Origin of the sequence: Marmoricola sp. URHB0036 (assembly GCF_000426045.1) — a bacterium.
Classification (GTDB): Bacteria; Actinomycetota; Actinomycetes; order Propionibacteriales; family Nocardioidaceae; genus Marmoricola.
In genome coordinates this window covers 288,973-309,666 of the sequence record NZ_KE384490.1, presented here as the reverse complement: position 1 = coordinate 309,666, position 20,694 = coordinate 288,973, and the positions used below count along the sequence as shown (strand labels likewise).

The 20,694-nt window shown below is 70.5% G+C and carries 23 protein-coding genes; 16 read left to right on the top strand and 7 right to left on the bottom strand.

Features of this window, described 5'->3' with window-relative positions; translation table 11 throughout:
• Nucleotides 1-82: 82 nt before the first annotated feature.
• Nucleotides 83-739, bottom strand: coding sequence for a TetR/AcrR family transcriptional regulator (locus H976_RS0121790; RefSeq protein ID WP_027863248.1), 657 nt, complete (start codon nucleotides 737-739; stop codon nucleotides 83-85).
• 74 nt (nucleotides 740-813) lie between these two features.
• Between H976_RS0121790 and H976_RS0121785 the strand changes: the two genes are divergently transcribed.
• Nucleotides 814-4,194 carry a pyruvate carboxylase gene (locus H976_RS0121785; protein ID WP_027863247.1) on the top strand — a complete coding sequence of 1,127 codons (3,381 nt, stop codon included), beginning with the start codon at nucleotides 814-816 and terminating at the stop codon, nucleotides 4,192-4,194.
• A gap of 12 nt (nucleotides 4,195-4,206) precedes the next feature.
• On the opposite strand, the gene H976_RS0121780 is transcribed toward H976_RS0121785, so the two are convergent.
• Nucleotides 4,207-4,581, bottom strand: coding sequence for a VOC family protein (locus H976_RS0121780; RefSeq protein ID WP_027863246.1), 375 nt, complete (start codon nucleotides 4,579-4,581; stop codon nucleotides 4,207-4,209).
• Between the two features lie 106 nt (nucleotides 4,582-4,687).
• Between H976_RS0121780 and H976_RS0121775 the strand changes: the two genes are divergently transcribed.
• From H976_RS0121775 to H976_RS30220, 3 genes are all read left to right on the top strand, one after another.
• On the top strand, nucleotides 4,688-5,101 hold the full coding sequence (locus tag H976_RS0121775) for a phage tail sheath family protein (RefSeq protein WP_196804179.1): 414 nt from the start codon (nucleotides 4,688-4,690) through the stop codon (nucleotides 5,099-5,101).
• 73 nt (nucleotides 5,102-5,174) lie between these two features.
• Nucleotides 5,175-5,945, top strand: coding sequence for a DUF6597 domain-containing transcriptional factor (locus H976_RS0121770; protein WP_369759047.1), 771 nt, complete (start codon nucleotides 5,175-5,177; stop codon nucleotides 5,943-5,945).
• A 61-nt stretch (nucleotides 5,946-6,006) separates the two neighbouring features.
• Nucleotides 6,007-6,150, top strand: coding sequence for a hypothetical protein (locus H976_RS30220; protein WP_155918637.1), 144 nt, complete (start codon nucleotides 6,007-6,009; stop codon nucleotides 6,148-6,150).
• On the opposite strand, the gene H976_RS30495 is transcribed toward H976_RS30220, so the two are convergent.
• From H976_RS30495 to H976_RS0121750, 3 genes are all read right to left on the bottom strand, one after another.
• Nucleotides 6,132-6,680 carry an MmcQ/YjbR family DNA-binding protein gene (locus H976_RS30495; protein WP_196804177.1) on the bottom strand — a complete coding sequence of 183 codons (549 nt, stop codon included), beginning with the start codon at nucleotides 6,678-6,680 and terminating at the stop codon, nucleotides 6,132-6,134. The two genes, H976_RS30220 and H976_RS30495, sit on opposite strands and share 19 nt — an antisense overlap.
• A gap of 35 nt (nucleotides 6,681-6,715) precedes the next feature.
• The gene (locus tag H976_RS27935) at nucleotides 6,716-8,266 is read right to left on the bottom strand and encodes a SpoIID/LytB domain-containing protein (RefSeq protein WP_051277307.1); all 1,551 of its coding nucleotides are present in this window, start codon (nucleotides 8,264-8,266) and stop codon (nucleotides 6,716-6,718) included.
• A gap of 122 nt (nucleotides 8,267-8,388) precedes the next feature.
• The gene (locus tag H976_RS0121750) at nucleotides 8,389-9,810 is read right to left on the bottom strand and encodes an NAD(P)H-quinone dehydrogenase (RefSeq protein ID WP_231389014.1); all 1,422 of its coding nucleotides are present in this window, start codon (nucleotides 9,808-9,810) and stop codon (nucleotides 8,389-8,391) included.
• A gap of 54 nt (nucleotides 9,811-9,864) precedes the next feature.
• Here H976_RS0121750 and H976_RS0121745 point away from each other — a divergent pair, with 54 nt between their 5' ends.
• The 10 genes from H976_RS0121745 (at nucleotide 9,865) to tpx (ending at nucleotide 17,160) form a co-directional block, all read left to right on the top strand.
• A complete protein-coding gene (locus tag H976_RS0121745; RefSeq protein ID WP_027863242.1) occupies nucleotides 9,865-10,320 on the top strand; it encodes a gamma-glutamylcyclotransferase family protein in 456 nt (151 codons plus the stop codon).
• Between the two features lie 23 nt (nucleotides 10,321-10,343).
• Complete coding sequence (locus H976_RS0121740; RefSeq protein WP_027863241.1) at nucleotides 10,344-11,141, top strand: purine-nucleoside phosphorylase; 798 nt, start codon at nucleotides 10,344-10,346, stop codon at nucleotides 11,139-11,141.
• Between the two features lie 87 nt (nucleotides 11,142-11,228).
• The gene (locus H976_RS0121735) at nucleotides 11,229-11,603 is read left to right on the top strand and encodes a hypothetical protein (protein WP_027863240.1); all 375 of its coding nucleotides are present in this window, start codon (nucleotides 11,229-11,231) and stop codon (nucleotides 11,601-11,603) included.
• Nucleotides 11,604-12,392 (top strand): NAD(P)-dependent oxidoreductase, encoded by a 789-nt coding sequence (locus tag H976_RS0121730; protein ID WP_027863239.1) that lies wholly within the window; start codon nucleotides 11,604-11,606, stop codon nucleotides 12,390-12,392.
• A gap of 32 nt (nucleotides 12,393-12,424) precedes the next feature.
• Nucleotides 12,425-12,799, top strand: a complete 375-nt coding sequence (locus H976_RS0121725) for a MerR family transcriptional regulator (protein ID WP_027863238.1) — start codon at nucleotides 12,425-12,427, stop codon at nucleotides 12,797-12,799.
• A 43-nt stretch (nucleotides 12,800-12,842) separates the two neighbouring features.
• The gene (locus H976_RS0121720; RefSeq protein WP_027863237.1) at nucleotides 12,843-13,844 is read left to right on the top strand and encodes an aldo/keto reductase; all 1,002 of its coding nucleotides are present in this window, start codon (nucleotides 12,843-12,845) and stop codon (nucleotides 13,842-13,844) included.
• A gap of 38 nt (nucleotides 13,845-13,882) precedes the next feature.
• Nucleotides 13,883-14,689 (top strand): crotonase/enoyl-CoA hydratase family protein, encoded by an 807-nt coding sequence (locus H976_RS0121715; protein WP_036227646.1) that lies wholly within the window; start codon nucleotides 13,883-13,885, stop codon nucleotides 14,687-14,689.
• Nucleotides 14,690-14,735: 46 nt separating this feature from the next.
• The gene (locus tag H976_RS27930) at nucleotides 14,736-16,016 is read left to right on the top strand and encodes an MFS transporter (RefSeq protein ID WP_304412366.1); all 1,281 of its coding nucleotides are present in this window, start codon (nucleotides 14,736-14,738) and stop codon (nucleotides 16,014-16,016) included.
• Between the two features lie 32 nt (nucleotides 16,017-16,048).
• Complete coding sequence (locus H976_RS0121705) at nucleotides 16,049-16,630, top strand: TetR/AcrR family transcriptional regulator (protein WP_027863235.1); 582 nt, start codon at nucleotides 16,049-16,051, stop codon at nucleotides 16,628-16,630.
• A gap of 35 nt (nucleotides 16,631-16,665) precedes the next feature.
• Entirely contained in the window at nucleotides 16,666-17,160 is a 495-nt protein-coding gene (tpx, locus tag H976_RS0121700; protein ID WP_027863234.1) for a thiol peroxidase, read from the top strand.
• Here the strand turns inward: tpx and H976_RS0121695 are convergent.
• The gene (locus tag H976_RS0121695; protein WP_051277297.1) at nucleotides 17,130-17,531 is read right to left on the bottom strand and encodes a hypothetical protein; all 402 of its coding nucleotides are present in this window, start codon (nucleotides 17,529-17,531) and stop codon (nucleotides 17,130-17,132) included. The two genes, tpx and H976_RS0121695, sit on opposite strands and share 31 nt — an antisense overlap.
• A gap of 92 nt (nucleotides 17,532-17,623) precedes the next feature.
• Here H976_RS0121695 and H976_RS0121690 point away from each other — a divergent pair, with 92 nt between their 5' ends.
• Nucleotides 17,624-18,496 carry an LLM class F420-dependent oxidoreductase gene (locus H976_RS0121690; protein ID WP_027863232.1) on the top strand — a complete coding sequence of 291 codons (873 nt, stop codon included), beginning with the start codon at nucleotides 17,624-17,626 and terminating at the stop codon, nucleotides 18,494-18,496.
• A gap of 20 nt (nucleotides 18,497-18,516) precedes the next feature.
• A complete protein-coding gene (locus H976_RS0121685) occupies nucleotides 18,517-20,154 on the top strand; it encodes a phospho-sugar mutase (RefSeq protein WP_027863231.1) in 1,638 nt (545 codons plus the stop codon).
• On the opposite strand, the gene H976_RS0121680 is transcribed toward H976_RS0121685, so the two are convergent.
• Complete coding sequence (locus H976_RS0121680) at nucleotides 20,151-20,690, bottom strand: PH domain-containing protein (RefSeq protein WP_027863230.1); 540 nt, start codon at nucleotides 20,688-20,690, stop codon at nucleotides 20,151-20,153. The two genes, H976_RS0121685 and H976_RS0121680, sit on opposite strands and share 4 nt — an antisense overlap.
• Nucleotides 20,691-20,694: the final 4 nt, after the last annotated feature.

Below are 20,694 nucleotides of genomic sequence, written 5' to 3'. Positions count from 1 at the left end.
TTGGGTCCACCGTGACACGGGCGAGGGGTTACGCGCGAGTCACATAGCAGGTTCGGGCGTGGCGTTCGTCTCAGGCGTTCGTTCAGGCCAGGGTGCGCTTCTTGGCGGCCTCGGACTCGGCAGCCATCAGATAGCCGGTCAGCAGCGTCTTGAGCTGGACGACGGCGTCCGGGTGCGACTGCCCGTCGCGGATCGAGAAATTCAGCATCGAGTAGGTCACGTGCACGATGACCTCGGCGATCGACTGCCGGTCGCTGATCTTGGAGCCGGGGGTCAGCGGCGCGAGCAGCCGGGTCACCTGGGAGGCGAGGTCGCGCTCGTGCTCGGCGGCGATGGCCCGCGTCGGCGGCGTCGCCTGCATCGCCAGCCACACCGCCCGTCGCGACGGGTCGGTGCGCCAGAGGATGGCCAGGTGGTCGAGCAGCTTGTCGAGCAGCTCGAGCCAGTCGAGGCTCGGGATCTCGCCGGCGAACTTCTCCAGCTCGGCCTGCACGTTGACGGTGTCGAGCCGGTCGAGCTCGCAGATGATGGCGTACTTGTTGCCGAAGAACTGGTACAGCGACCCGATCGGTACGCCGGCCCGCAGCGCCACCTGCTCGGAGGTGAACGACTCGAAGCCCACCTCGACCAGGAGCGCCCGCGCGGCCCGGAGGATCTCGTCGAACCGGCGCCGGCTCCGCTCCTGCGACGGCCGTCGCCGCGGCAGGAACTCCGCGGGGTCGTTCGCCTGGCTCGTCATGGGGCAAGGCTACGTTGCAGCACGGGTCTGCGCCGGTTTGCACGCCTGAAATGAGCCAGCACTAGCCTCGACCCATGTTCTCCAAGATCCTGGTGGCCAACCGTGGCGAGATCGCCATCCGGGCGTTCCGCGCGTCGACGGAGATGGGCGCCCGCACGGTCGCGGTCTTCCCCTACGAGGACCGCTGGTCCGAGCACCGGATGAAGGCCGACGAGGCCTACCAGATCGGCGAGCCCGGGCACCCGGTCCGGGCCTACCTCGACCCCGACGCCATCGTCGAGGTCGCCCTCAAGGCGGGAGCCGACGCCGTCTACCCCGGCTACGGCTTCCTGTCCGAGAACCCTCACCTGGCCGAGGCGTGCACCAACGCGGGCATCACGTTCATCGGCCCGACCTCCGACGTCCTCGAGCTGACCGGCAACAAGGCCCGGGCCATCGCGGCGGCCAAGGAGGCCGGCGTACCCACGCTGAAGTCGGTCGAGCCCAACGACGACCTCGACGCCCTGATGGCGGCGGCCGGCGACCTCTCCTACCCGCTGTTCGTGAAGGCGGTCGCCGGTGGCGGCGGGCGAGGGATGCGCAAGGTCGACGAGGAGAAGGACCTCAAGGACGCCATCGACACCTGCATGCGCGAGGCCGAGGGCGCCTTCGGCGACCCGACCGTGTTCATCGAGGAGGCGGTGGTCGACCCGCGCCACATCGAGGTGCAGATCCTCGCCGACGGTGAGGGCAACGTGATCCACCTCTTCGAGCGCGACTGCTCGGTGCAGCGCCGCCACCAGAAGGTGGTCGAGATCGCGCCAGCTCCCAACCTCGACCCCGGGATCCGCGAGCGCATGTGCGCCGACGCCGTGCGGTTCGCCGAGCAGATCGGCTACCGCAACGCGGGCACCGTGGAGTTCCTGCTCGACCCCGAGGGCAACTACGTCTTCATCGAGATGAACCCCCGCATCCAGGTCGAGCACACCGTGACCGAGGAGGTCACCGACGTCGACCTGGTGCAGTCGCAGATGCGCATCGCGGCCGGCGAGACCCTCGAGGACCTCGGCCTGAGCCAGGACACGGTGCGCCTGCGTGGCGCGGCGCTGCAGTGCCGGATCACCACCGAGGACCCCTCCAACGGCTTCCGGCCGGACACCGGCAAGATCACGACGTACCGCTCCCCCGGCGGCGGCGGCGTTCGCCTGGACGGCGGTACGACGTACACCGGTGCCGAGATCTCCGCCCACTTCGACTCGATGCTGGCCAAGCTCACCTGCCGCGGACGCACCTTCGAGGACGCCGTCCGCAAGGCACGCCGCGCGGTGACCGAGTTCCGGATCCGGGGTGTCGCCACCAACATCCCGTTCCTGATCGCGCTGCTCGACGAGCCCGACTTCCGTGCCGGCCGGGTGACCACCAGCTTCATCGAGCAGCACCCAGACCTGCTCAAGGCGCGGCCCAACGCCGACCGCGGCACCCGCCTGCTCACCTGGTTGGCCGAGGTCACGGTCAACAAGCCGTACGGCGAGGCGCCGGTCAGCGTCGACCCGGTCAGCAAGCTGCCGGACATCGACCTCGACGTGCCCGCGCCCGACGGCTCCCGCCAGGCGCTGCTCACGCTCGGTCCGGAGCGCTTCGCCGCCGACCTGCGTCAGCAGCAGCGGGTCGGCGTCACCGACACGACCTTCCGCGACGCCCATCAGTCGCTGCTCGCCACCCGGGTCCGCACCAGCGACCTGCTGGCCGTCGCCGGACACGTCTCGCGGATGACGCCGGAGCTGCTCAGCCTCGAGGCCTGGGGCGGGGCGACGTACGACGTGGCGCTGCGCTTCCTCACCGAGGACCCCTGGGACCGGCTGGCCAGGTTGCGCCAGGCGGTGCCCAACATCTGCCTGCAGATGCTGCTGCGCGGTCGCAACACCGTCGGCTACACGCCGTACCCCACCGCGGTCACCAACGCGTTCGTGGCGGAGGCCGCCGAGACCGGCATCGACATCTTCCGCATCTTCGACGCCCTCAACGACGTGGAGCAGATGCGGCCGGCCATCGAGGCGGTCCGCGAGACGGGTACGGCGATCGCCGAGGTCGCGCTCTGCTACACCGGCGACCTCTCCAGCCCGGACGAGAAGCTCTACACGCTCGACTACTACCTCGGCCTGGCCGAACGCATCGTCGACGCCGGGGCCCACGTGCTCGCGATCAAGGACATGGCGGGACTGCTCCGCGCCCCGGCGGCGCGCACCCTCGTCACCGCGCTGCGCGATCGCTTCGACCTGCCGGTGCACCTGCACACCCACGACACTCCCGGTGGCCAGCTCGGCACCCTGCTCGCCGCGATCGACGCCGGTGTGGACGCGGTCGACGCCGCCACCGCCTCGATGGCCGGTACGACGTCGCAGCCGGCGCTCTCCTCCCTGGTCGCCTCCACCGACCACTCCGACCGCGAGACCGGGCTCGACCTGGAGGCCGTCTGCGCGCTCGAGCCCTACTGGGAGGCCACCCGCCGCGTCTACGCGCCGTTCGAGTCGGGCCTCGCCTCGCCGACCGGCCGGGTCTACACCCACGAGATCCCGGGCGGCCAGCTCTCCAACCTGCGCCAGCAGGCGGTGGCTCTCGGGCTCGGTGAGAAGTTCGAGCAGATCGAGGACATGTACGCCGCCGCCAACGACATCCTCGGCAACATCGTCAAGGTGACTCCGTCCTCGAAGGTGGTGGGCGACCTGGCGCTGCACCTCGTGGCCGTCGGCGCCGACCCGAAGGAGTTCGAGGAGAACCCCTCGAAGTTCGACATCCCCGACTCCGTCATCGGCTTCCTCTCCGGTGAGCTCGGCGACCCGCCCGGCGGCTGGCCCGAGCCGTTCCGCGAGAAGGCGCTGGCCGGACGCACCTGGAAGCAGCCCGTCGGCGAGCTCACCGAGGAGCAGTCCGAGGCGCTGGCCGGCACCGACCGTCGCCACACCCTCAACCAGCTGCTGTTCCCCGGCCCCACCCGGAGCTACGACGAGTCGCTGGCGACGTACGGCGACGTCTCGGTGCTGCGGACCACCGACTACCTCTACGGACTGCGCTCCGGCGAGGAGCACGTGGTCGACATCGAGGAGGGCAAGCGACTGATCCTCGGCCTGCAGGCGATCAGCGAGGCCGACGAGCGCGGCTACCGCAGCGTGCTGGCCACCATCAACGGCCAGATGCGCCCGATCAACGTGCGCGACAAGTCGGTCGAGTCGAAGGTCGCCGCCCAGGAGAAGGCCGATCTCAAGGACGACAGCCAGGTGCCGGCCCCCTTCGACGGGGTGGTCACCCTCCAGGTCGGCGAGGGCGACACGGTCGACCAGGGCCAGGTGGTCGCGACGATCGAGGCGATGAAGATGGAGGCCTCGATCACCGCGCCCAGGGCCGGCACCGTCGACCGCCTCGCCTTCACCGGCACCCAGCAGGTCGAGGGCGGCGACCTGGTGCTGGTGCTCTCCTAGCTGTTCGTGGGCTCAGCCCCAGTTCTCGGCCTTGGTCAGGCAGAACGGGTGACCGGAGGGGTCCAGCAGGACGCGCCAGGTGTCGCCCGGCTGCGGGTCGGCCACGGTCGCGCCGATCGAGACGGCCTGCTCCTGGGCGGAGTCGAGATCCTCGACCGCGAGGTCGAAGTGGAACTGCTTGCTGCCGTGGTCGTTGGGCCACGCCGGCGGCTGGTAGTCCTCCACGCGACCGAACCCGAGTGCGTGGTCGGGCCCGGTGAGCATCGCGTAGTCGCGCTCGGAGTGCGCCACGTCCCAGCCGAGCATCGCTGACCAGAAGGCGGCGCTGGACTCGGCGTCGGCACAGTCCAGGGTGACCATGGCAAGGCGGGCAGTGGGGGTGCTCATCGTGTCTCCTTCTCGGTTGTTGCGTCGTCCTCCCAGACTCGCCGTGTCCCGTCGTACCCGATAGGAGAAACGCGACAGGGTCACGGCAGGAGGGCAGACTGGCGTGGTGACCGAATGGCTCAACCCCCACTTCAACATCGAGGAGCTGCCGGCCCACCCGATCCCCATCCGCGCCGGCGACTCGGCATGGAAGCAGGTGGACCCGCGTCAACTCCCGGCGTACGTCGAGCGCTCCATCGACAACGGTCTGGGCTGGGTGGTCTTCGAGCCGAACGACAAGCACACCTGGGCTCTCGTCCGCGAACAGGTCGTCGAGTTCCTCACCCTCCTGTGGCGCGACAACCGGCTCGTCGGCACCACGCCCGAGGAGGCCTTCTTCGTGAAGGTCGACCGCACCACGATGACCCAGAACGACCTCGACAACGGCCGGCTCATCGTCCACGTCGGCATCGCGCCGCTACGACCGGCCGAGTTCGTGGTCTTCCGCATCGGGATGTGGACCGGACTGTCGGACGACTGAGGCATCCTCGACCTGTGCCCGACCCCCGCCGTACGCCGACCGCCACGTCCGCCGGCGTGCTCCGCCCGACCAGCTGGCGCAACACGTCACGCTCGAGCGCGCGGAGTGCTCGGCACAGCTGGCTCCGTGGGTGGAGAACTACTGGTCACTGCGGTGGGACCTGCCACCCGACACCTCCTACCTCAGCTCGACGCTGCCGCACCCGGCGTGCAACCTCAGTGTCGAGCGCGGCATCAGGCGCGACGGAGTCGACGACGACCCCGTCGTGGTCACGGGAGTGGTGACCCGACGCTTCGACGTGACCATTCGCGGCGCGGGCTGGGTGTACGCCGCCAAGTTCCGTCCCGGTGGCCTGGCCGCCCTCACCGGGGCGCATGCCCGCGACCTGCGCGACGTCACCGTGGCGGCCACCACCGTCTTCGATCCGGCGACCACCGACGCCCTGCGCGACCTGGCAGGCACCGACGGTGGCCGGGAGACCTTCGACGACGCACTCGCCCGGTTGGCCACCACTCCCACCGACGACTACCTGCTCCTGCTCGAGGTGATCGCCGCCATGCTGGCCGACCGGTCGCTGCTGCGCGTGGCCGAGGTCGAGCAACGCTGTGGGGTGGGCACCCGCACGCTGCAACGGCTCTTCGAGCGCTACGTCGGCGTGACCCCCAAGTGGGTGCTGTCCCGCTACCGGATGCACGACGTGGTGACCGACCTCGACGCGGGGTACGGCGGGTCGCTGGCCGATCTCGCCGCCAAGTACGGCTGGTTCGACCAGGCCCACTTCACCCGCGAGTTCACTGACCTCATCGGCGTACCACCCGGGTCCTACCAGCGCCGCGAGCGATGAGTTCTTCCCGGGCCGCGGGTCTCTACTTCCGAGAGCAACCACAGCCCAGGAGGTGAGCACCATGGCCGCAACCATCGACATCGAGATCGAATCCGGAGTGTTCACCGGGCCGGTCCAGCACCACCGCGGTTACTACGCAGGCGACTTCAGCGGGAGCCCGTGTCGGCCGATGTCGGCCGACACGGGTCACGCCGTCCAGCGGTAGACCTGACCGTCGCGGATCTCCACGTCGGCGGGCGGTCTCGGCGTCGGTGAGCCGCGCAGGTGGTCGAGCGCGCGGGAGCGACCGCGGAGCTCGCCGTGGCGGTCCTTCCAGTGCAGGTGAGGATGCAGCAGCGGCCTCAGGTCGTCCCACCGCTGCTCGTCCATCGCCCACCACGCGGCGGCGACCGGGTCCGGCTGATCGGGGAGGTCGTGCAGCATCTGCGGCACGCACATGCGCCAGGCGTCGGTGACCAGCTCGCGCGTCTCGACCTCGTCGAGGCGGTCGAGATGGGCGCACACCCACTGGTAGCGCAGGTCGGAGGTCGGCGGCAGGAAGAAGGTCTCCGGGTCGGACGCGATCAGGCTGTCGCGAGCGTCTCTCGGGTAGCCGAACCCCATCGCGGTCTCGTCGCGGGAGAACGCGACGTAGACGAGCTGGCGCACCTTGAGCTTCCAGCGGCGAGCGATGAACGCCTCGTAGGTGCGCGGCAGGGCGAGGCCGACGCGGCGTACGGCGTCAGCGTCGACCATGCGCCGACGCTAGCGTCGCGCACCGACAGTCGGCGTCAGGACGTGAAGGTGACGATCGCCCTCGGCTTGCCGTGCCGGCGCACCGAGATCGTGCCGTGCTCGAACCGGGCCTTCACCCGCTTGCCGGCACGCTGCGGTCGGGTCAGTGGGAAGCCGAGCTTCGAGGTCGCCGCACCGCGGCGTACGTAGACGGTGAGCACGCGGCCGAACTCCTCGTGCGCGCCGAGACCGGCCTTGTAGAAGATGCGTCCCTTGGCGAAGCGCTGGGCTCGACCGCCGGCGACGGCGTACTCCGCGCCCTTCTGCGCTCCGACGACCGAGGAGGCGCCGCCGATCGCCAGCCAGCGGCGGTGGATGGGGGTGGCCTGTGCGTCGGGGGCGGGTGTCGGTACCGGGGCACTCGACCCGGATCCGAAGCGGAACCAGCTGGAACGCAGCCCGAACTTCGAGCGGAACGCGTCACCGCTCAACGTGACATCGGCCTTGGAGCCGTCGAGCTTGAGCTGCTCGACGCGGCCGTACCAGTCACCGTTGCCGTCGCGGCGGGTCACCAGCACCCGCTTGAGAGTGCCCAGCGAAGGGTAGGCCTTCTGGACCGCACCCTGGGTGAGGCTGGTCGTCCAGGTGTGCATCGGATTGCCGTTGAAGCCGTCGTAGGGGTCGGCCTTGGAGACGAGGTAGGGCTGCCCACCGGCGGACATCCAGCCGCCGTTGCTCGAGGCGAACTGGGTGAAGGCCGGCTGGCCGGAGTAGCGCAGGATCTTGCCGGCGGTGGCGGTCGCGGCCGCGTTGCCGCGCGAGTCCTCGTCACCGATGCCGCCGTAAACCTGGCAGGAGGTGGTGTCGCAGGTGTCGTAGTAGCGCGTCGGGTGCGCGTTGCGGTCGAAGACGCCGTAGGTACGCGCGGCGACGGCCTGCGCGCGCACGGCCGCGGGCTGCCACGAGGTCGGCATCTCGCGTGGGATCACGCCCTGCACGTAGGCGTCGAGCCCGAGCACATTGACGGTGTTGGAGTTGCTGAGCCGGAGGGCGCCGCGATAGGCGCGCGTGGTGCCGGCAACGCGGAGGGTGAGCGAGGCCGGACCGAAGAACTCGGCGTCACCGGCGAGGGTCTTCCAGCTCTTCCAGCCACCGTTGGCGTACTGCACCACGGTGTTGGAACCCGAGGCCACCAACCGCCAGGTGGTGGCCCCGACGTTGGTGGGGACGGCGTACGACGTCGCACTGCCCGCCTGTCGTACGGCGAGCCCGCTGGCCGGCACCACCCGGACGTCGTTGTCGGTGTCGGCCGTGATCAGCACCCGGATCGACCCGGTCGCGTTGCCGAGAGCCGTGCCCGGGTAGTAGAAGGCCAGGATCTGCTGGTAGGTCAGCCCCTTGAGCGCGGCTCCCTGGGCGCCGTACTGCGACATCCCGTGGCCGTGGCCGAAGCCGTGCCCGGTCAGGGCGAGCTTGCCGCTGGCCGGCACGGTGTAGGCCTCCGAGACCGTCCTGGAGGCCTGTCCGGGGGGGGCGACGACGAGCAGGGTGGCGAGCAGTGCCAGCCCGGCGGTCGCGGCCGGGACGAGCCGTGCGGAGCGTGACATCTGTGTGACCCCAGTGACCAGTGGGAAATGAGCGAACTCGCACAGAATGGCACGCGTCGATAATCGATTTGCCCGGTTTCTAAATATGCCGGGAAATCGTCCATGAATTACATTCTTGTCATTTACGTCGGCCCGTGGTGCAGCCGTCGCGCCGCCTCGGCGATGGACCCGCTCATCGAGGGATAGACGGTGAAGGCGTGTGCCATCTGGTCGACGGTCAGCGACTCGGCCACGGCGATCGAGATGGGGTGCACCAGCTCGCTGGCGCGCGGGCCGACGACCACTCCGCCGATGATGATCCCGGTGCCGGGCCGGCAGAACAGTTTCACGAAGCCGTCGTGCACGCCCTGCATCTTGGCCCGCGGGTTGCCGGCCAGGTCGAGGCGGACCGTCTCGGCCGGGATCTCCCCCGCGTCGATCGCCTTCTGCTGCCAGCCGACCGTGGCGATCTCGGGGGCGGTGAAGACGTTGGATGAGACCTGCTTCAGGTCGAGGGGCGTGACCGCGTCGCCGAGGAAGTGCCACATCGCGATCCGGCCCTGCATGGCGGCCACGCTGGCGAGCATCAGCACCCCGGTGCAGTCGCCAGCGGCGTACACCCCACGGGCGGAGGTCCGAGAGACCCGGTCGACGCGCACGAAGCCGCCCTCGTCGAGCACCACCCCGGCCGTCTCGAGGCCGAGTTCGGCGGTCTTCGGGACCGAGCCGAGCGCCAGCAGGCAGTGCGAGCCCTGCACGGTGCGGCCGTCGGTGAGGGTGACCGTCACCTCGTCGCCGGCACGCGTGACCGACTCCATCCGCGACTTCGAGAGGACCTCCATGCCGCGGCGCTTGAGCACGTCCTCGAGCACGGTGGCGGCGTCGGCGTCCTCGCCGGGCAGCACGCGGTCGCGCGAGGAGACCAGCACGACCTCGATGCCGAGTGACATGTAGGCGCTCGCGAACTCGGCGCCGGTCACACCGGACCCGACGACGATCAGCCTGCTCGGCGCCTCGGTGAGGTCGTAGACCTGCTCCCAGGTGAGGATCCGCTCGCCGTCCGGCTCGGCGGTCGGGAGCGTTCGTGGCGCGGCCCCGGTCGCGAGCAGCACGGCGTCGGCCTCGATCGTCTCGGTACCGCCCTCGGTCAGCTCGACCACCACCCGGTCGGTGCCGTCGAGGCGCCCGAAACCACGCACCACCCTCACGCCTTCGCGCTCGAGCCGGCGGCCGATGTCGGCCGACTGGTCGGCGGCCAGCTTCATGACCCGGCGGTTGACCCGGTCGAGGTCGACGACCACGTGGTCCGCGGAGTCGCCCTCGTGGTCCTCGAAGGAGACCCCGAGCTCGGGCGCCCCGGACAGGTCGGTCATCAGCTCCGCTGTCGCGATCAGCGTCTTGCTCGGCACGCAGTCGGTCACCACGGCCGAGCCACCCAGCCCGTCGGAGTCGACGACCGTCACCGTTGCGCCGAGCTGGGCCGCGACCAGAGCCGCCTCGTAGCCGCCCGGTCCACCGCCCACGATCACGACCCGGTCGGGTTGCCCGAAGTTAGGTGTGCTCACCCGGTCATTGTGTCGCATTGCCGCGACCCGGCTGAGTCCCCTTAGTCTTCCCCCGTGACCTTGTACGCCGCCTACGGGACCAACCTCGATCCCGCCCGGATGGGCGAGCGCTGCCCGCACTCCCCCCTCCGCGAGACCGGCTGGCTCGAGGGCTGGCGGCTCACCTTCGGCGGTGAGGAGCACGGCTGGGACGGCGCCCTGGCCACGATCGTGCAGGACCCCTTCGAGCAGGTCTTCGTGGCGATCTACGACGTCACCGACGAGGACGTCGCCGCCCTCGACGGCTGGGAGTCCGCCGACACCGGCCTGTTCCGCAAGACCAAGGTCCGCGTCTCCACCATGGACGAGGAGGCGGTGGCCTGGGTCTACGTCCTCGACGCCTTCGAGGGCGGTCTCCCGTCGGCCAGCTATCTCGGCGTGCTCGCGGACGCCGCCGAGGCCGCCGACGCCCCGGCCGACTACGTCGCGGCCCTCCGCTCGCGCCCCTGCCGGTCGAACTTCGGGGGCTGACCGGACGGCACTACGCTCCTCCCGTGACCCAGACCCACACCGAAGCCGCGACCGAGGCCGCCCGGGTGCTGGCCGAGAAGACCGGGGTCGAGCGCCATGACGTCGCCCTGGTCATGGGATCCGGGTGGCTGCCCGCGGTGGACGCACTGGGTGAGGCGGTCGCCGAGATCAGTACGACGGACCTGCCCGGTTTCGCCGCCCCCGCGGTGGCCGGCCACTCCGGGAAGATCCGCTCGGTCCGGGCCGGCGAGAAGAACCTGCTGGTGTTCCTCGGCCGGACCCACTTCTACGAGGGGCTCGGCGTGCGCGCGGTCGTGCACGGAGTCCGCACCGCCGCCGCTGCGGGGTGCTCGACGGTCGTGCTGACCAACGGCTGCGGCGGGCTCGACGAGCGCTGGTCCCCCGGCACGCCGGTCCTGATCAGCGACCACATCAACCTCACCGCGACCTCCGCGATCGAGGGCGCCAACTTTGTCGACCTCACCGACCTCTACAGCCCGCGGCTGCGCGCGCTGTGCCAGGAGGTCGACCCGTCGCTCGACGAGGGCGTCTACGTGCAGTTCCCCGGCCCGCACTACGAGACCCCCGCCGAGATCGGCATGGTGCGGGCGATCGGCGGCACCCTCGTCGGCATGAGCACGACGCTCGAGGCGATCGCCGCCCGCGAAGCCGGGATGGAGGTGCTCGGCATCAGCCTGGTCACCAACCTCGCCGCCGGCATCACCGGTGAGCCGCTCAACCACGCAGAGGTCCTCGAGGCGGGCCGCTCGGCCGCGACCCGGATGGGCGAGCTGCTCGGCCGGATCGTGCCGCGGATCTGAGCTGGGTGTCCGCGATCGGTTCGACCGCGTTGACAGCGTCTCGACCGCCCGGATACCCATGAGGCACACAGACCTGGGAGGGACCCGATGAGCGACGACGACGACAAGGGATCCGGCGGCGAGGGCGGCAGCATCCTCGACGACGGTGGCATCGACACCGACGAGCGCGCCGGTCGGAGCCTCGGCATCGAGCCGAACAAGGAGCCCGACGACGAGACCAAGCAGGACATGGAGGAGGAGCGCGAGAAGCGGCTGGACCCCGACAACCGTCCCGAGGGCGCCGAGGTCGACAACACCGACCGCACCTTCGACGTCGATCGCGGCCAGTTCACCGACTCCGAGGACTACGACGAGAGCGAGCCTGCTCCGTTCAGCGACCCCGAGGACCCCAACAACTCCGACAACGACGGAGACACCGACTTCGAGGACGACGAGGACCCGGACGCCGACCAGGAGGACTGAGTGGCCAAGGTCCTCCTCACCGGCTCCGCGGGAGCGCTCGGCACGACCCTCTCCGACCGGTTGCCCGCGCTGGGCCACGAGGTGGTCGGGCTCGACCTACCGGGCCAGGGCGCGGACCTGTCCGTCGACTGCACCGACCCGGTCGCGGTCGACGAGGCGGTGGCCGAGGTCCGGCCCGACGCGGTGATCCACCTCGCCGGGATCCCGACCGAGTCCTCCCTCCCCGATGCGCTGAGCTCCCACGTGCTGACCACCGGGGCGCTGCTCGAGGCGATGCGGCGCCACGGCGTACCCCGCATCGTCTACGCCTCCAGCAACCACGCCGTCGGCCGCCTCCCGCGCTCGGTGCTGCTGGGAGCCGACACGAACGCTCGCCCCGACACCCACTACGGCGTCGGCAAGGTGGCCGCCGAGGCGCTGCTGCACCTCTACGTCGACCGCTACGGCATCGATGCGGTCAGCACCCGGATCGGGTCGTTCCTGGAGAGGCCGACCACCCGCCGGCAGCTCTCCACCTGGCTCTCCCCCGACGACACGGTCCGGATGTTCGACGCCGCCCTGAAGGCGCCGAGCCCCGGCTTCGCGGTCATCTACGGCATCTCCGCGAACACCCGTGGCTGGTGGGACCTCGCGCCCGGTCGAGCGCTGGGCTATGACCCCCAGGACGACGCCGAGACGTACGCCGCGGAGGTGGAGGCCGAGCCGGAGACCGAGGTCGACCGCGCCGAGGGTGCCCATGTGGGCGGACCGTTCGCGACCGAGGAGTACGAGCGGCCGCCCTTCGATTGATTGGAGTGCACTCGAAGTGCGAGAGTGGCGCGGTGACCGAGCTGACCATCGCCCAGGCTGCCGAGCAGACCGGACTGACCACGCACACCTTGCGCTACTACGAGCGCGACGGACTGATGCTGGCGTCGGTCGACCGATCCTCCTCCGGACACCGTCGCTACTCCGACCGCGACCTGACCTGGATCGCGATGATCACCCGGCTCCGCTCGACAGGCATGCCGATGCGCGACGTACGGCGCTACGCCGCGCTCGTCCGTCAGGGCGACGGCAACGAGGCCGAGCGTCTCGAACTCCTCAAGGCCCACCGCGAGCGGGTCGAGCGCCAGCTCTCCGAGGTGACCGGCCACCTGCGGGCGATCGACCACAAGATCGGCATCTACGAGGGAAGGCTCGAACAAGCCTCGTGACGGACTTGACTTCGAGTGCACTCGAAGGAGTTGGGTGGAACACATGACGATCACTCAACGCACTCTCGGAACCGGCGACGCCGCGCTCACCGTATCCAGCCTCGGGCTGGGCTGCATGGGGATGTCGGAGTTCTACGGGACTCCCGACGAGCAGGGCGGCATCGACACCATCCACCGCGCCCTCGACCTCGGCGTCACCTTCCTCGACACCGCAGACATGTACGGCCCGTTCACCAACGAGCTGCTGGTCGGCCGGGCGATCAAGGACCGCCGCGACGAGGTCCAGCTCGCGACCAAGTTCGGCAACGTGCGCGGACCCGACGGCGAGCGGCTCGGCATCGACGGGTCGCCCGACTACGTGCGCCGGGCCTGCGATGCCTCGCTCGAGCGGCTCGGCGTCGACCACATCGACCTCTACTACCAGCACCGCGTCGACAAGACCGTCCCCATCGAGGAGACCGTCGGCGCCATGAAGGAGCTCGTCGAGGCCGGCAAGGTCCGGCACCTCGGCCTGTCCGAGGCGGGTGCGGCCACCATTCGCCGCGCCCACGCCGTGCACCCGATCACGGCCCTGCAGAGCGAGTACTCCCTGTTCACCCGCGACCTCGAGGACGAGATCCTCGGCACCCTGCGGGAGCTCGGCATCGGGCTGGTCCCCTACTCCCCGCTGGGGCGAGGCCTGCTGACCGGCACGATCACCCGCGACTCGGGTGCCGACGGCGAGGGCGACAACCGGCGGTCGTCGTACTTCCCGCGGTTCCAGGGCGAGGCCCTCGACGCCAACCTGACCCTCGTGGAGAAGGTCACCGCCATCGCGCGGGAGAAGGGCTGCACGCCCGGACAGCTGGCCCTCGCCTGGGTGCTCGCCCAGGGTGACGACGTCGCCCCCATCCCGGGCACCAAGCGGGTGCGCTACCTGGAGGAGAACGTCGCCGCCACCGACGTCAAGCTCTCCAGCGAGGACCTCCAGGCCCTCGAGCAGGCCGTCCCCCGGGACGCCGTCGCCGGCGACCGCTACGGCGACATGTCCTCGGTCGACGCCTGAGCCGATCCGTTGCCTACCTGCCGGTAACATCAGGCGGCATGAGCACCGCCAACGCCCTGGTCACCCACTCCGTCGTCGACGGGATCGCACACGTGCGGCTGTCCCGGCCCGAGAAGCTGAACGCACTCACGCTGCAGACGCTCGAGGAGCTGGTGGCCACGGCGCGTGAGCTGCGCCGGGACCGCACGCTGCGGGCGGTCGTGGTCAGCGGGGAGGGCGCGTCGTTCTGCGCCGGGCTCGACTTCGGCTCGGTGCTGAAACGGCCGGCCGGCGTCGTCGAGGCGTTCCTCCCCCGGCCGTGGCGCGGCACCAACACCTTCCAGGAGGCGTGCTGGGCGTGGCGCCGGTTGCCGGTCCCGGTGATCGCCGCGGTGCACGGCCACTGCTACGGCGGCGGCCTGCAGATCGCCCTGGCCGCCGACTTCCGCATCGCCACTCCCGACTCGGAGTGGTCCGTGCTCGAGGGGCGGTGGGGGATCATCCCGGACATGACCGGGGTCCGGTCGTTGGCCGAGCTGGTCGGCATCGACACCGCCAAGCGCCTGACCATGACCGCGCAGATGTTCTCCGGCAAGGAGGCCAAGGACCTCGGCCTGGTCACCGAGCTGGCGGCCGAGCCGGTGGCCGCGGCCGAGGAGCTCGCCCGCGAGCTGATGACCCGCTCACCGGACCAGCTCTCCGCGGCGAAGCGGTTGTTCAACCAGACCTGGACCAGCTCGCCCCGGCGTACCTTCGCCCGCGAACGCGTCGAACAGCTGTTCCTGCTGTTCAACGCCAACACCAAGGCTGCCCGTGAGGCGGCGCTGCAGAAGGTGGCGCCGCAGTTCGGTCCGCGGCGCCGATGAGGACTTGACTAGACAGACCGGTCTGTCTAGTCTTTGGTAGACCGACCTGTCTACCGAAGGGCTCCCGATGTCCGCCACGACCTCGACCCGCACGATCGCCCGCACTCAGTTGTCGACGACCGCGTCCCTCGTCCTGCTGACCTCCCTGGTGGTCTCGTTCCTGGCCGCCTCGGCCGTCCCGACCCCGCTGTACGCCGTCTACCAGTCGGAGTGGGGCTTCTCGCCGATCACCACCACCGTGGTGTTCGGGGTGTACGCCGTCGCGGTGCTCCTCGCGCTGCTCATGCTGGGGCGGCTCTCCGACCACGTCGGCCGGCGCCCGGTCCTGCTGGCCGGCCTGCTCGGCCAGAGCGTCGCGATGGTGGTCTTCACGACCGCGGCCGGCGTACCCGAGCTGCTGGTGGCCCGGGTCGTCCAGGGGATCGCGACCGGAGCCGCGCTCGGCGCCGTCGGGGCCGGACTCCTCGACCTCGACCGATCCCGCGGGTCGGTCCTCAACTCGGTGGCTCCCGGAGCCGGCACCGCGACAGGAGCGCTGCTCTCCGGGCTGGTTGTGCAGTTCCTGCCCGCGCCGACCCACCTCGTCTACGTCGCCGCCATCGCCGTGTTCGCCGTGCAGGCGGTCGGGGTGGTGCTCATGGCCGAGACCGTGACGCGGCGTCCGGGTGCCCGGCAGTCGCTGGTCCCCGACCTCGCCCTGCCGAGGAGCGCACGACGCGCCGTGCTCGGAGCCGCGCCGGTCCTGTTCGCGGTCTGGGCCCTGGCCGGGTTCTACGGCTCGCTCGGTCCGGCCATCGTGCACGAGGTCACCGGCTCGACCACGATCGTGATGGGGGGCCTGGCCCTCTCGGTGCTCGCCGGCGTGGCCGCCGCGGCTGTCTACGTGCTGCGCGAGATGGAGCCCCGGGCCGTGATGGCGCTGGGCATCCTCGCCCTGGTCGCCGGGGTGGCCATCACGCTGACCGCGATCGACGCCGGTTCGACGTCGCTGTTCTTCCTCGGCACCGCGGTCGCCGGCGTCGGCTTCGGCAGCGGGTTCCAGGGCGGCATCCGCACCGTGATCCCGTTGCTCGAGGCCCACCAGCGGGCCGGCGTGCTGTCGGTGCTCTACATCGTGTCCTACCTCGGGATGGGACTCCCCGCCGTCGCTGCCGGCTTCCTGGTCGTGGACGGAGGCGGTCTGCTGACCACGTCGTACGAGTACGGCTTCGCGGTGATGGCCCTGGCCCTCGCTGCGCTCACCGTCGTCGTACGACGCACCACCCCGGCCGTCGCACCGGCACCGGCCGTCGCCGCGCGAGAGCTGTGCGGCCAGGGCGCTCGGTAACATCGAGAGACCTGTTCAGGAGAGTGATCGACATGCCCAGCAGCGCGACCCAGCCGAAGCTGTCAGCCCGTGACCGGTTGCTGGCGTCGGCCGACGAGCTCTTCTACCAGGAGGGCGTGCACAGCGTCGGCATCGACCGGGTCATCGAGCACGCCGGGGTGGCGAAGGCCTCGCTCTACAACTCCTTCGGCAGCAAGGAGGAGCTCGTGCACGCCTACCTCCTCGGCCGGCAGGCCACCACCACCGCGCGCGTCACCGCCGCGATCGAGGCCCAGGACAACCCGCGCGACCAGGTGCTCGCGGTGTTCGACAGCCAGGCCGAGTCCCAGCGCAGGCCGGGGTTCCGGGGGTGTGCCTTCGCCGCGGCCAGTGCCGAGTCCAAGCCCGGTGGTCTGGTCGAGGACGCCACCCGCGGCTACCGCGACTGGTTCCGCGCCCTGTTCACCCGGCTCGCCACCGAGGCCGGAGCGCAGCACCCCGAGATCCTGGGCCGCCAGCTCCAGCTGCTGTACGACGGCGCCGCGTCCTCGGGCAACCTCGACCACGACGCCTCCGCGGCCACCACGGCCCGGGCGGCGGCCGAGATCCTGCTCGACGCCAGTCTGGACGCCTAGTTTCGGCTCATGCGGCTCCCGCTAGGTTGGGAGGCATGGCTACTACTGCACTCGGGGAAGACCCCGCCCACACCGTTGGAGACCTGCCCGCCGTCGGCGACAAGGCGCCGGACTTCACCCTGGTCGACACCGACCTCGAGGAGTTCAGCCTCGCCGACATCCCGGGGCGCAAGGTGCTCAGCATCTTCCCGAGCATCGGCACCGGTGTCTGCCAGGCGTCCGTGCGCAAGTTCAACGAGCTGGCCAACGACCTCGCCGGCACCACCGTCGTGAACGTCTCGGTCGACCTCCCCTTCGCGGTCAAGGACTTCTGCGCCGCCGAGGGCCTCGAGAACGTCACGGTCGGCTCGGCGTTCCGGTCCAGCTTCGGCGAGGACTACGGCGTCCGCCTGACCGACAGCAAGTTCGAGGGCCTGCTCGCGCGCGCGATCGTGGTCGTCGACGAGGACGGCACCGTCAGCTACACCGAGCTCGTGCCGCAGATCGGCCAGGAGCCGGACTACGACGCACTGACCTCCGCGCTGGGCTGAAGCCTGGCCCGCAGGCCCTGCTCCGAGCCCACCATCATCCGGTGGTGATTCCAGACGAGCAGCGGCCGCGCGACGTACGACGCCACCACGAACATCGGGGCCTCGGCACGCACCTCCTGCTCGAAACGCAGCGAGGTCGAGCCGGGGCCCTGTTCGTCGAGGTGGTACCTCGCCCAGCCACGAATGGGCCCGTCGATGCCCACCTCGAGCAGGTCCGCGTCTCGGCGTACGGCGCTCAGCTCCAGCTCGAGGTCGTAGGGAAGCGTCGACCGGCACACCACCAGCGCGTGGTCGTCGTCGATCTTGGCGACGGCGCGGACCTGGGGCCACCAGTCGGCATAGAACTCGAGGTCGATCAGCACGTCGTGCACCCGATTTCGAGGCGCCTCTAGGGTGAAAGTGCTGGAGAACCGGTAGGTCAGTAGATCCACGTCACCAGTATCGCGACCTCGGAGGAGAACCCATGAAGCTGGCCGTCCACTGCGCGAACCTCAGCTGGCCCGGTGGTCCCGAGAAGCTCGGCTCCACCCTCGCCGACGTGGCCCGCACCGCCGACCAGGGCGGCGTGAGCACTTTGACGATGATGGACCACTGGTTCCAGATGGAGACCCTCGGCGGCCCACCCGAACCGATGCTCGAGGGCTACACCTCCCTCGGCTTCCTGGCCGGGCAGACCAGCGACCTCGACCTCGGGCTGCTCGTCACCGGCGTCACCTACCGGCACCCGGGGCTGCTGGCCAAGATCGTCACCACCCTCGACGTGCTCAGTGGCGGTCGGGCCTTCCTCGGCATCGGCGCGGCGTGGTACGAGCGCGAGCACGACGGCCTCGGCGTGCCCTTCCCCGCCACCAGCGAGCGCTTCCAGCGGCTCGAGGAGGCGCTCCGCATCGTCAAGCAGATGTGGAGCGACGACGACGGCGCCTTCGAGGGCACGCACTACCGCCTGGCCGAGACCGTCTGCGTCCCGAAGCCGATCCAGCAGCCCGGCCCACCGATCCTCATCGGCGGCAGCGGAGAGCGCAAGACGCTGCGCCTGGTCGCTCAGTACGCCGACGCCTGCAACCTGTTCGGCTTCGAGCCCGGGGAGATGAAGCGCAAGATCGAGGTGCTCGACCGCCACTGTGCCGACGTGGGTCGCGACCCGGCCGAGGTGCGTCGTACGGCGCTCGCCGGCGGCGATCCGTTCGAGGACGTCGACGCCTTCTACGGCCGGATGGAGGCGTACGCAACCCTCGGGATCGACCAGGTCTGGCTGATGCCACCGGCCGAGGACCCGGTCGGCTACGTCAGCCGGCTGTGCGACGAGGTGCTCCCCCGCCTGCGCGAGCTGGGCTGATCCGCCGATAGGTTCGGACCATGAGCGACGCCGATCTCCTCGACCGCGCCCGCGAGTGGGCGGCACAGGACCCCGACCCGGTGACCAGGGCCGAGCTCGAGGCGCTGATCGAGCAAGGCGTGACGCCCGAGCTGGCCGACCGGTTCGACGGCACCCTGGAGTTCGGCACGGCCGGGCTGCGGGGCGCTCTGGGTGCCGGTCCCAACCGGATGAACCGCCTGGTCGTGCTCCGCGCAGCGGCCGGGCTGGCTGCGTACCTCCTGGAGAAGGGCGCCACGGCCGAGGACTCCGTCGTGATCGGCTACGACGCCCGCCACAACTCCGACGTCTTCGCCCGCGACACCGCCGAGGTGATGACCGGAGCCGGTCTGCGGGCGTTCGTGCTGCCGCGGCCGCTGCCCACTCCCCTGCTGGCGTTCGCGATCCGGCACCTCGGGTGCGTGGCCGGAGTGATGGTGACGGCCAGCCACAACCCGCCGCAGGACAACGGCTACAAGGTCTACCTCGGCGACGGCAGCCAGATCGTGCCGCCTGCCGACGAGCAGATCGCCGCACAGATCGCGGCCGTCGGCGCCGTCGCCGACATCCCTCGTGGCGACGGCGGCGAGGTGCTCGGCGACCAGGTCCTCGACCACTACCTCGAGACGGTGGTCGCCCTGGCCGGCGGTGGACCGCGCGACCTCGACATCGTCTACACGCCGCTGCACGGTGTCGGCGGCAGCACCGTGGTCACCGCCCTCCGGCAGGCGGGCTTCCCCGACATCCACGTCGCGGCGGCCCAGGCCGAGCCCGACCCCGACTTCCCGACGGTGTCCTTCCCCAACCCCGAGGAACCCGGTGCGATGGACCTCGCGATGGCGCTGGCCGAGGAGGTCGACGCCGACATCGTGGTGGCCAACGACCCCGACGCCGACCGCTGCGCCGTCGCGGTGCCCGGGCCGCACGGCTGGCAGATGCTGCGCGGCGACGAGGTCGGCGTCCTGCTGGCCCAGCACCTGCTCTCGTTGCGTCGCGAAGGCGTCTACGCCACCTCGATCGTCTCCTCGTCGTTGCTGGGCAAGATGGCGGTCGCCGAGAAGCAGCTGTACGCCGAGACGCTCACCGGCTTCAAGTGGATCGGCCGGGTCGAGCACCTCGCGTTCGGCTACGAGGAGGCGCTCGGCTACTGCGTGGACCCCGCGCACGTGAAGGACAAGGACGGCGTGTCGGCGCTGATGATGGTCTGCGACATCGCCGCCCGGGCCAAGGCGACCGGTCGCACGCTGCGTGACCTGCTCGACGACCTCGCCCGGGCCTACGGCCTGCACGCCACCGACCAGCTCTCGGTGCGGATGGATGACGTGGCCGCGATCCCGGCGGTGGTCGAGCGGCTGCGCGACCAGCCACCGACGTCGCTCGGAGGGCTCGCGGTCGAGCAGGTCGACGACCTCTCGCTCGGGTCGGAGCACGTGCCGCCGACGGTCGGGTTGCGCTTCCGCCTCGCCGACGACGCCCGGGTCGTCGTACGCCCCTCGGGGACGGAGCCCAAGATCAAGTGCTACCTCGAGGTCGTCGTACCCGTGGAGGACGAGGAGGACGGCGTCGACGCCGCCCGGATCAACGCCGTCGGTCGCCTCGACGCGATCCGCGGCGACCTGCAGGCAGCGGCCGGGCTCTAGTCGACGCGCTGGACGTTGGGGCTGCGACCGCGCAGGCCGGCCCGGGTGACGACCCGCTGGATGGTCAGGTTGCGAGCGTCAGGGTGGCCGACGAAGCGGATCACCCGCAGCCCTTGGGCCTGGGCCGCGGACTCGAAGGTGAAGTGGCCGTAGTTCAGCATCCGGCCCTGGATCGGCTTGTCCACGGTGATGTCGAGGATCCGGCTCAACGGCATGGTGGCTTCCTTGCGGTTGAACAGGCCGTGCACGCGGAACACCCGCTGGTTGGTGACCACGAAGCGGTCGATGTTGCGCTGCAGGGCACGGAACCCGCCCCAGAGCAGGAGCGCCAGGCCGATCAGGATCGGCGCCCAGCCGAGCTGCACCGACGAGAACGGCACCAGCATCCAGCAGATCAGTCCGGCCGCCGCGAAAAGTCCCGGGACGACGTACACCACCCAGTGCTTGTGCACCACGTCGACGATGTCCTCGTCCTCCTCGCGCAGGAGCCGGTCACCGATGTGCGGGTCGGTGAGCCACCGCCAGACCGAGCCCATGACC

Coding starts and splice junctions, on each gene's coding strand:
- H976_RS0121790 (WP_027863248.1), bottom strand. CDS start 739: ATGACGAGCCAGGCGAACGACCCCGCGGAGTTCCTGCCGCGGCGACGG.
- H976_RS0121785 (WP_027863247.1), top strand. CDS start 814: ATGTTCTCCAAGATCCTGGTGGCCAACCGTGGCGAGATCGCCATCCGG.
- H976_RS0121780 (WP_027863246.1), bottom strand. CDS start 4,581: ATGAGCACCCCCACTGCCCGCCTTGCCATGGTCACCCTGGACTGTGCC.
- H976_RS30220 (WP_155918637.1), top strand. CDS start 6,007: ATGGCCGCAACCATCGACATCGAGATCGAATCCGGAGTGTTCACCGGG.
- H976_RS30495 (WP_196804177.1), bottom strand. CDS start 6,680: ATGGTCGACGCTGACGCCGTACGCCGCGTCGGCCTCGCCCTGCCGCGC.
- H976_RS27935 (WP_051277307.1), bottom strand. CDS start 8,266: ATGTCACGCTCCGCACGGCTCGTCCCGGCCGCGACCGCCGGGCTGGCA.
- H976_RS0121735 (WP_027863240.1), top strand. CDS start 11,229: ATGAGCGACGACGACGACAAGGGATCCGGCGGCGAGGGCGGCAGCATC.
- H976_RS0121720 (WP_027863237.1), top strand. CDS start 12,843: ATGACGATCACTCAACGCACTCTCGGAACCGGCGACGCCGCGCTCACC.
- H976_RS0121715 (WP_036227646.1), top strand. CDS start 13,883: ATGAGCACCGCCAACGCCCTGGTCACCCACTCCGTCGTCGACGGGATC.
- H976_RS0121705 (WP_027863235.1), top strand. CDS start 16,049: ATGCCCAGCAGCGCGACCCAGCCGAAGCTGTCAGCCCGTGACCGGTTG.
- tpx (WP_027863234.1), top strand. CDS start 16,666: ATGGCTACTACTGCACTCGGGGAAGACCCCGCCCACACCGTTGGAGAC.
- H976_RS0121690 (WP_027863232.1), top strand. CDS start 17,624: ATGAAGCTGGCCGTCCACTGCGCGAACCTCAGCTGGCCCGGTGGTCCC.
- H976_RS0121685 (WP_027863231.1), top strand. CDS start 18,517: ATGAGCGACGCCGATCTCCTCGACCGCGCCCGCGAGTGGGCGGCACAG.
- H976_RS0121680 (WP_027863230.1), bottom strand. CDS start 20,690: ATGGGCTCGGTCTGGCGGTGGCTCACCGACCCGCACATCGGTGACCGG.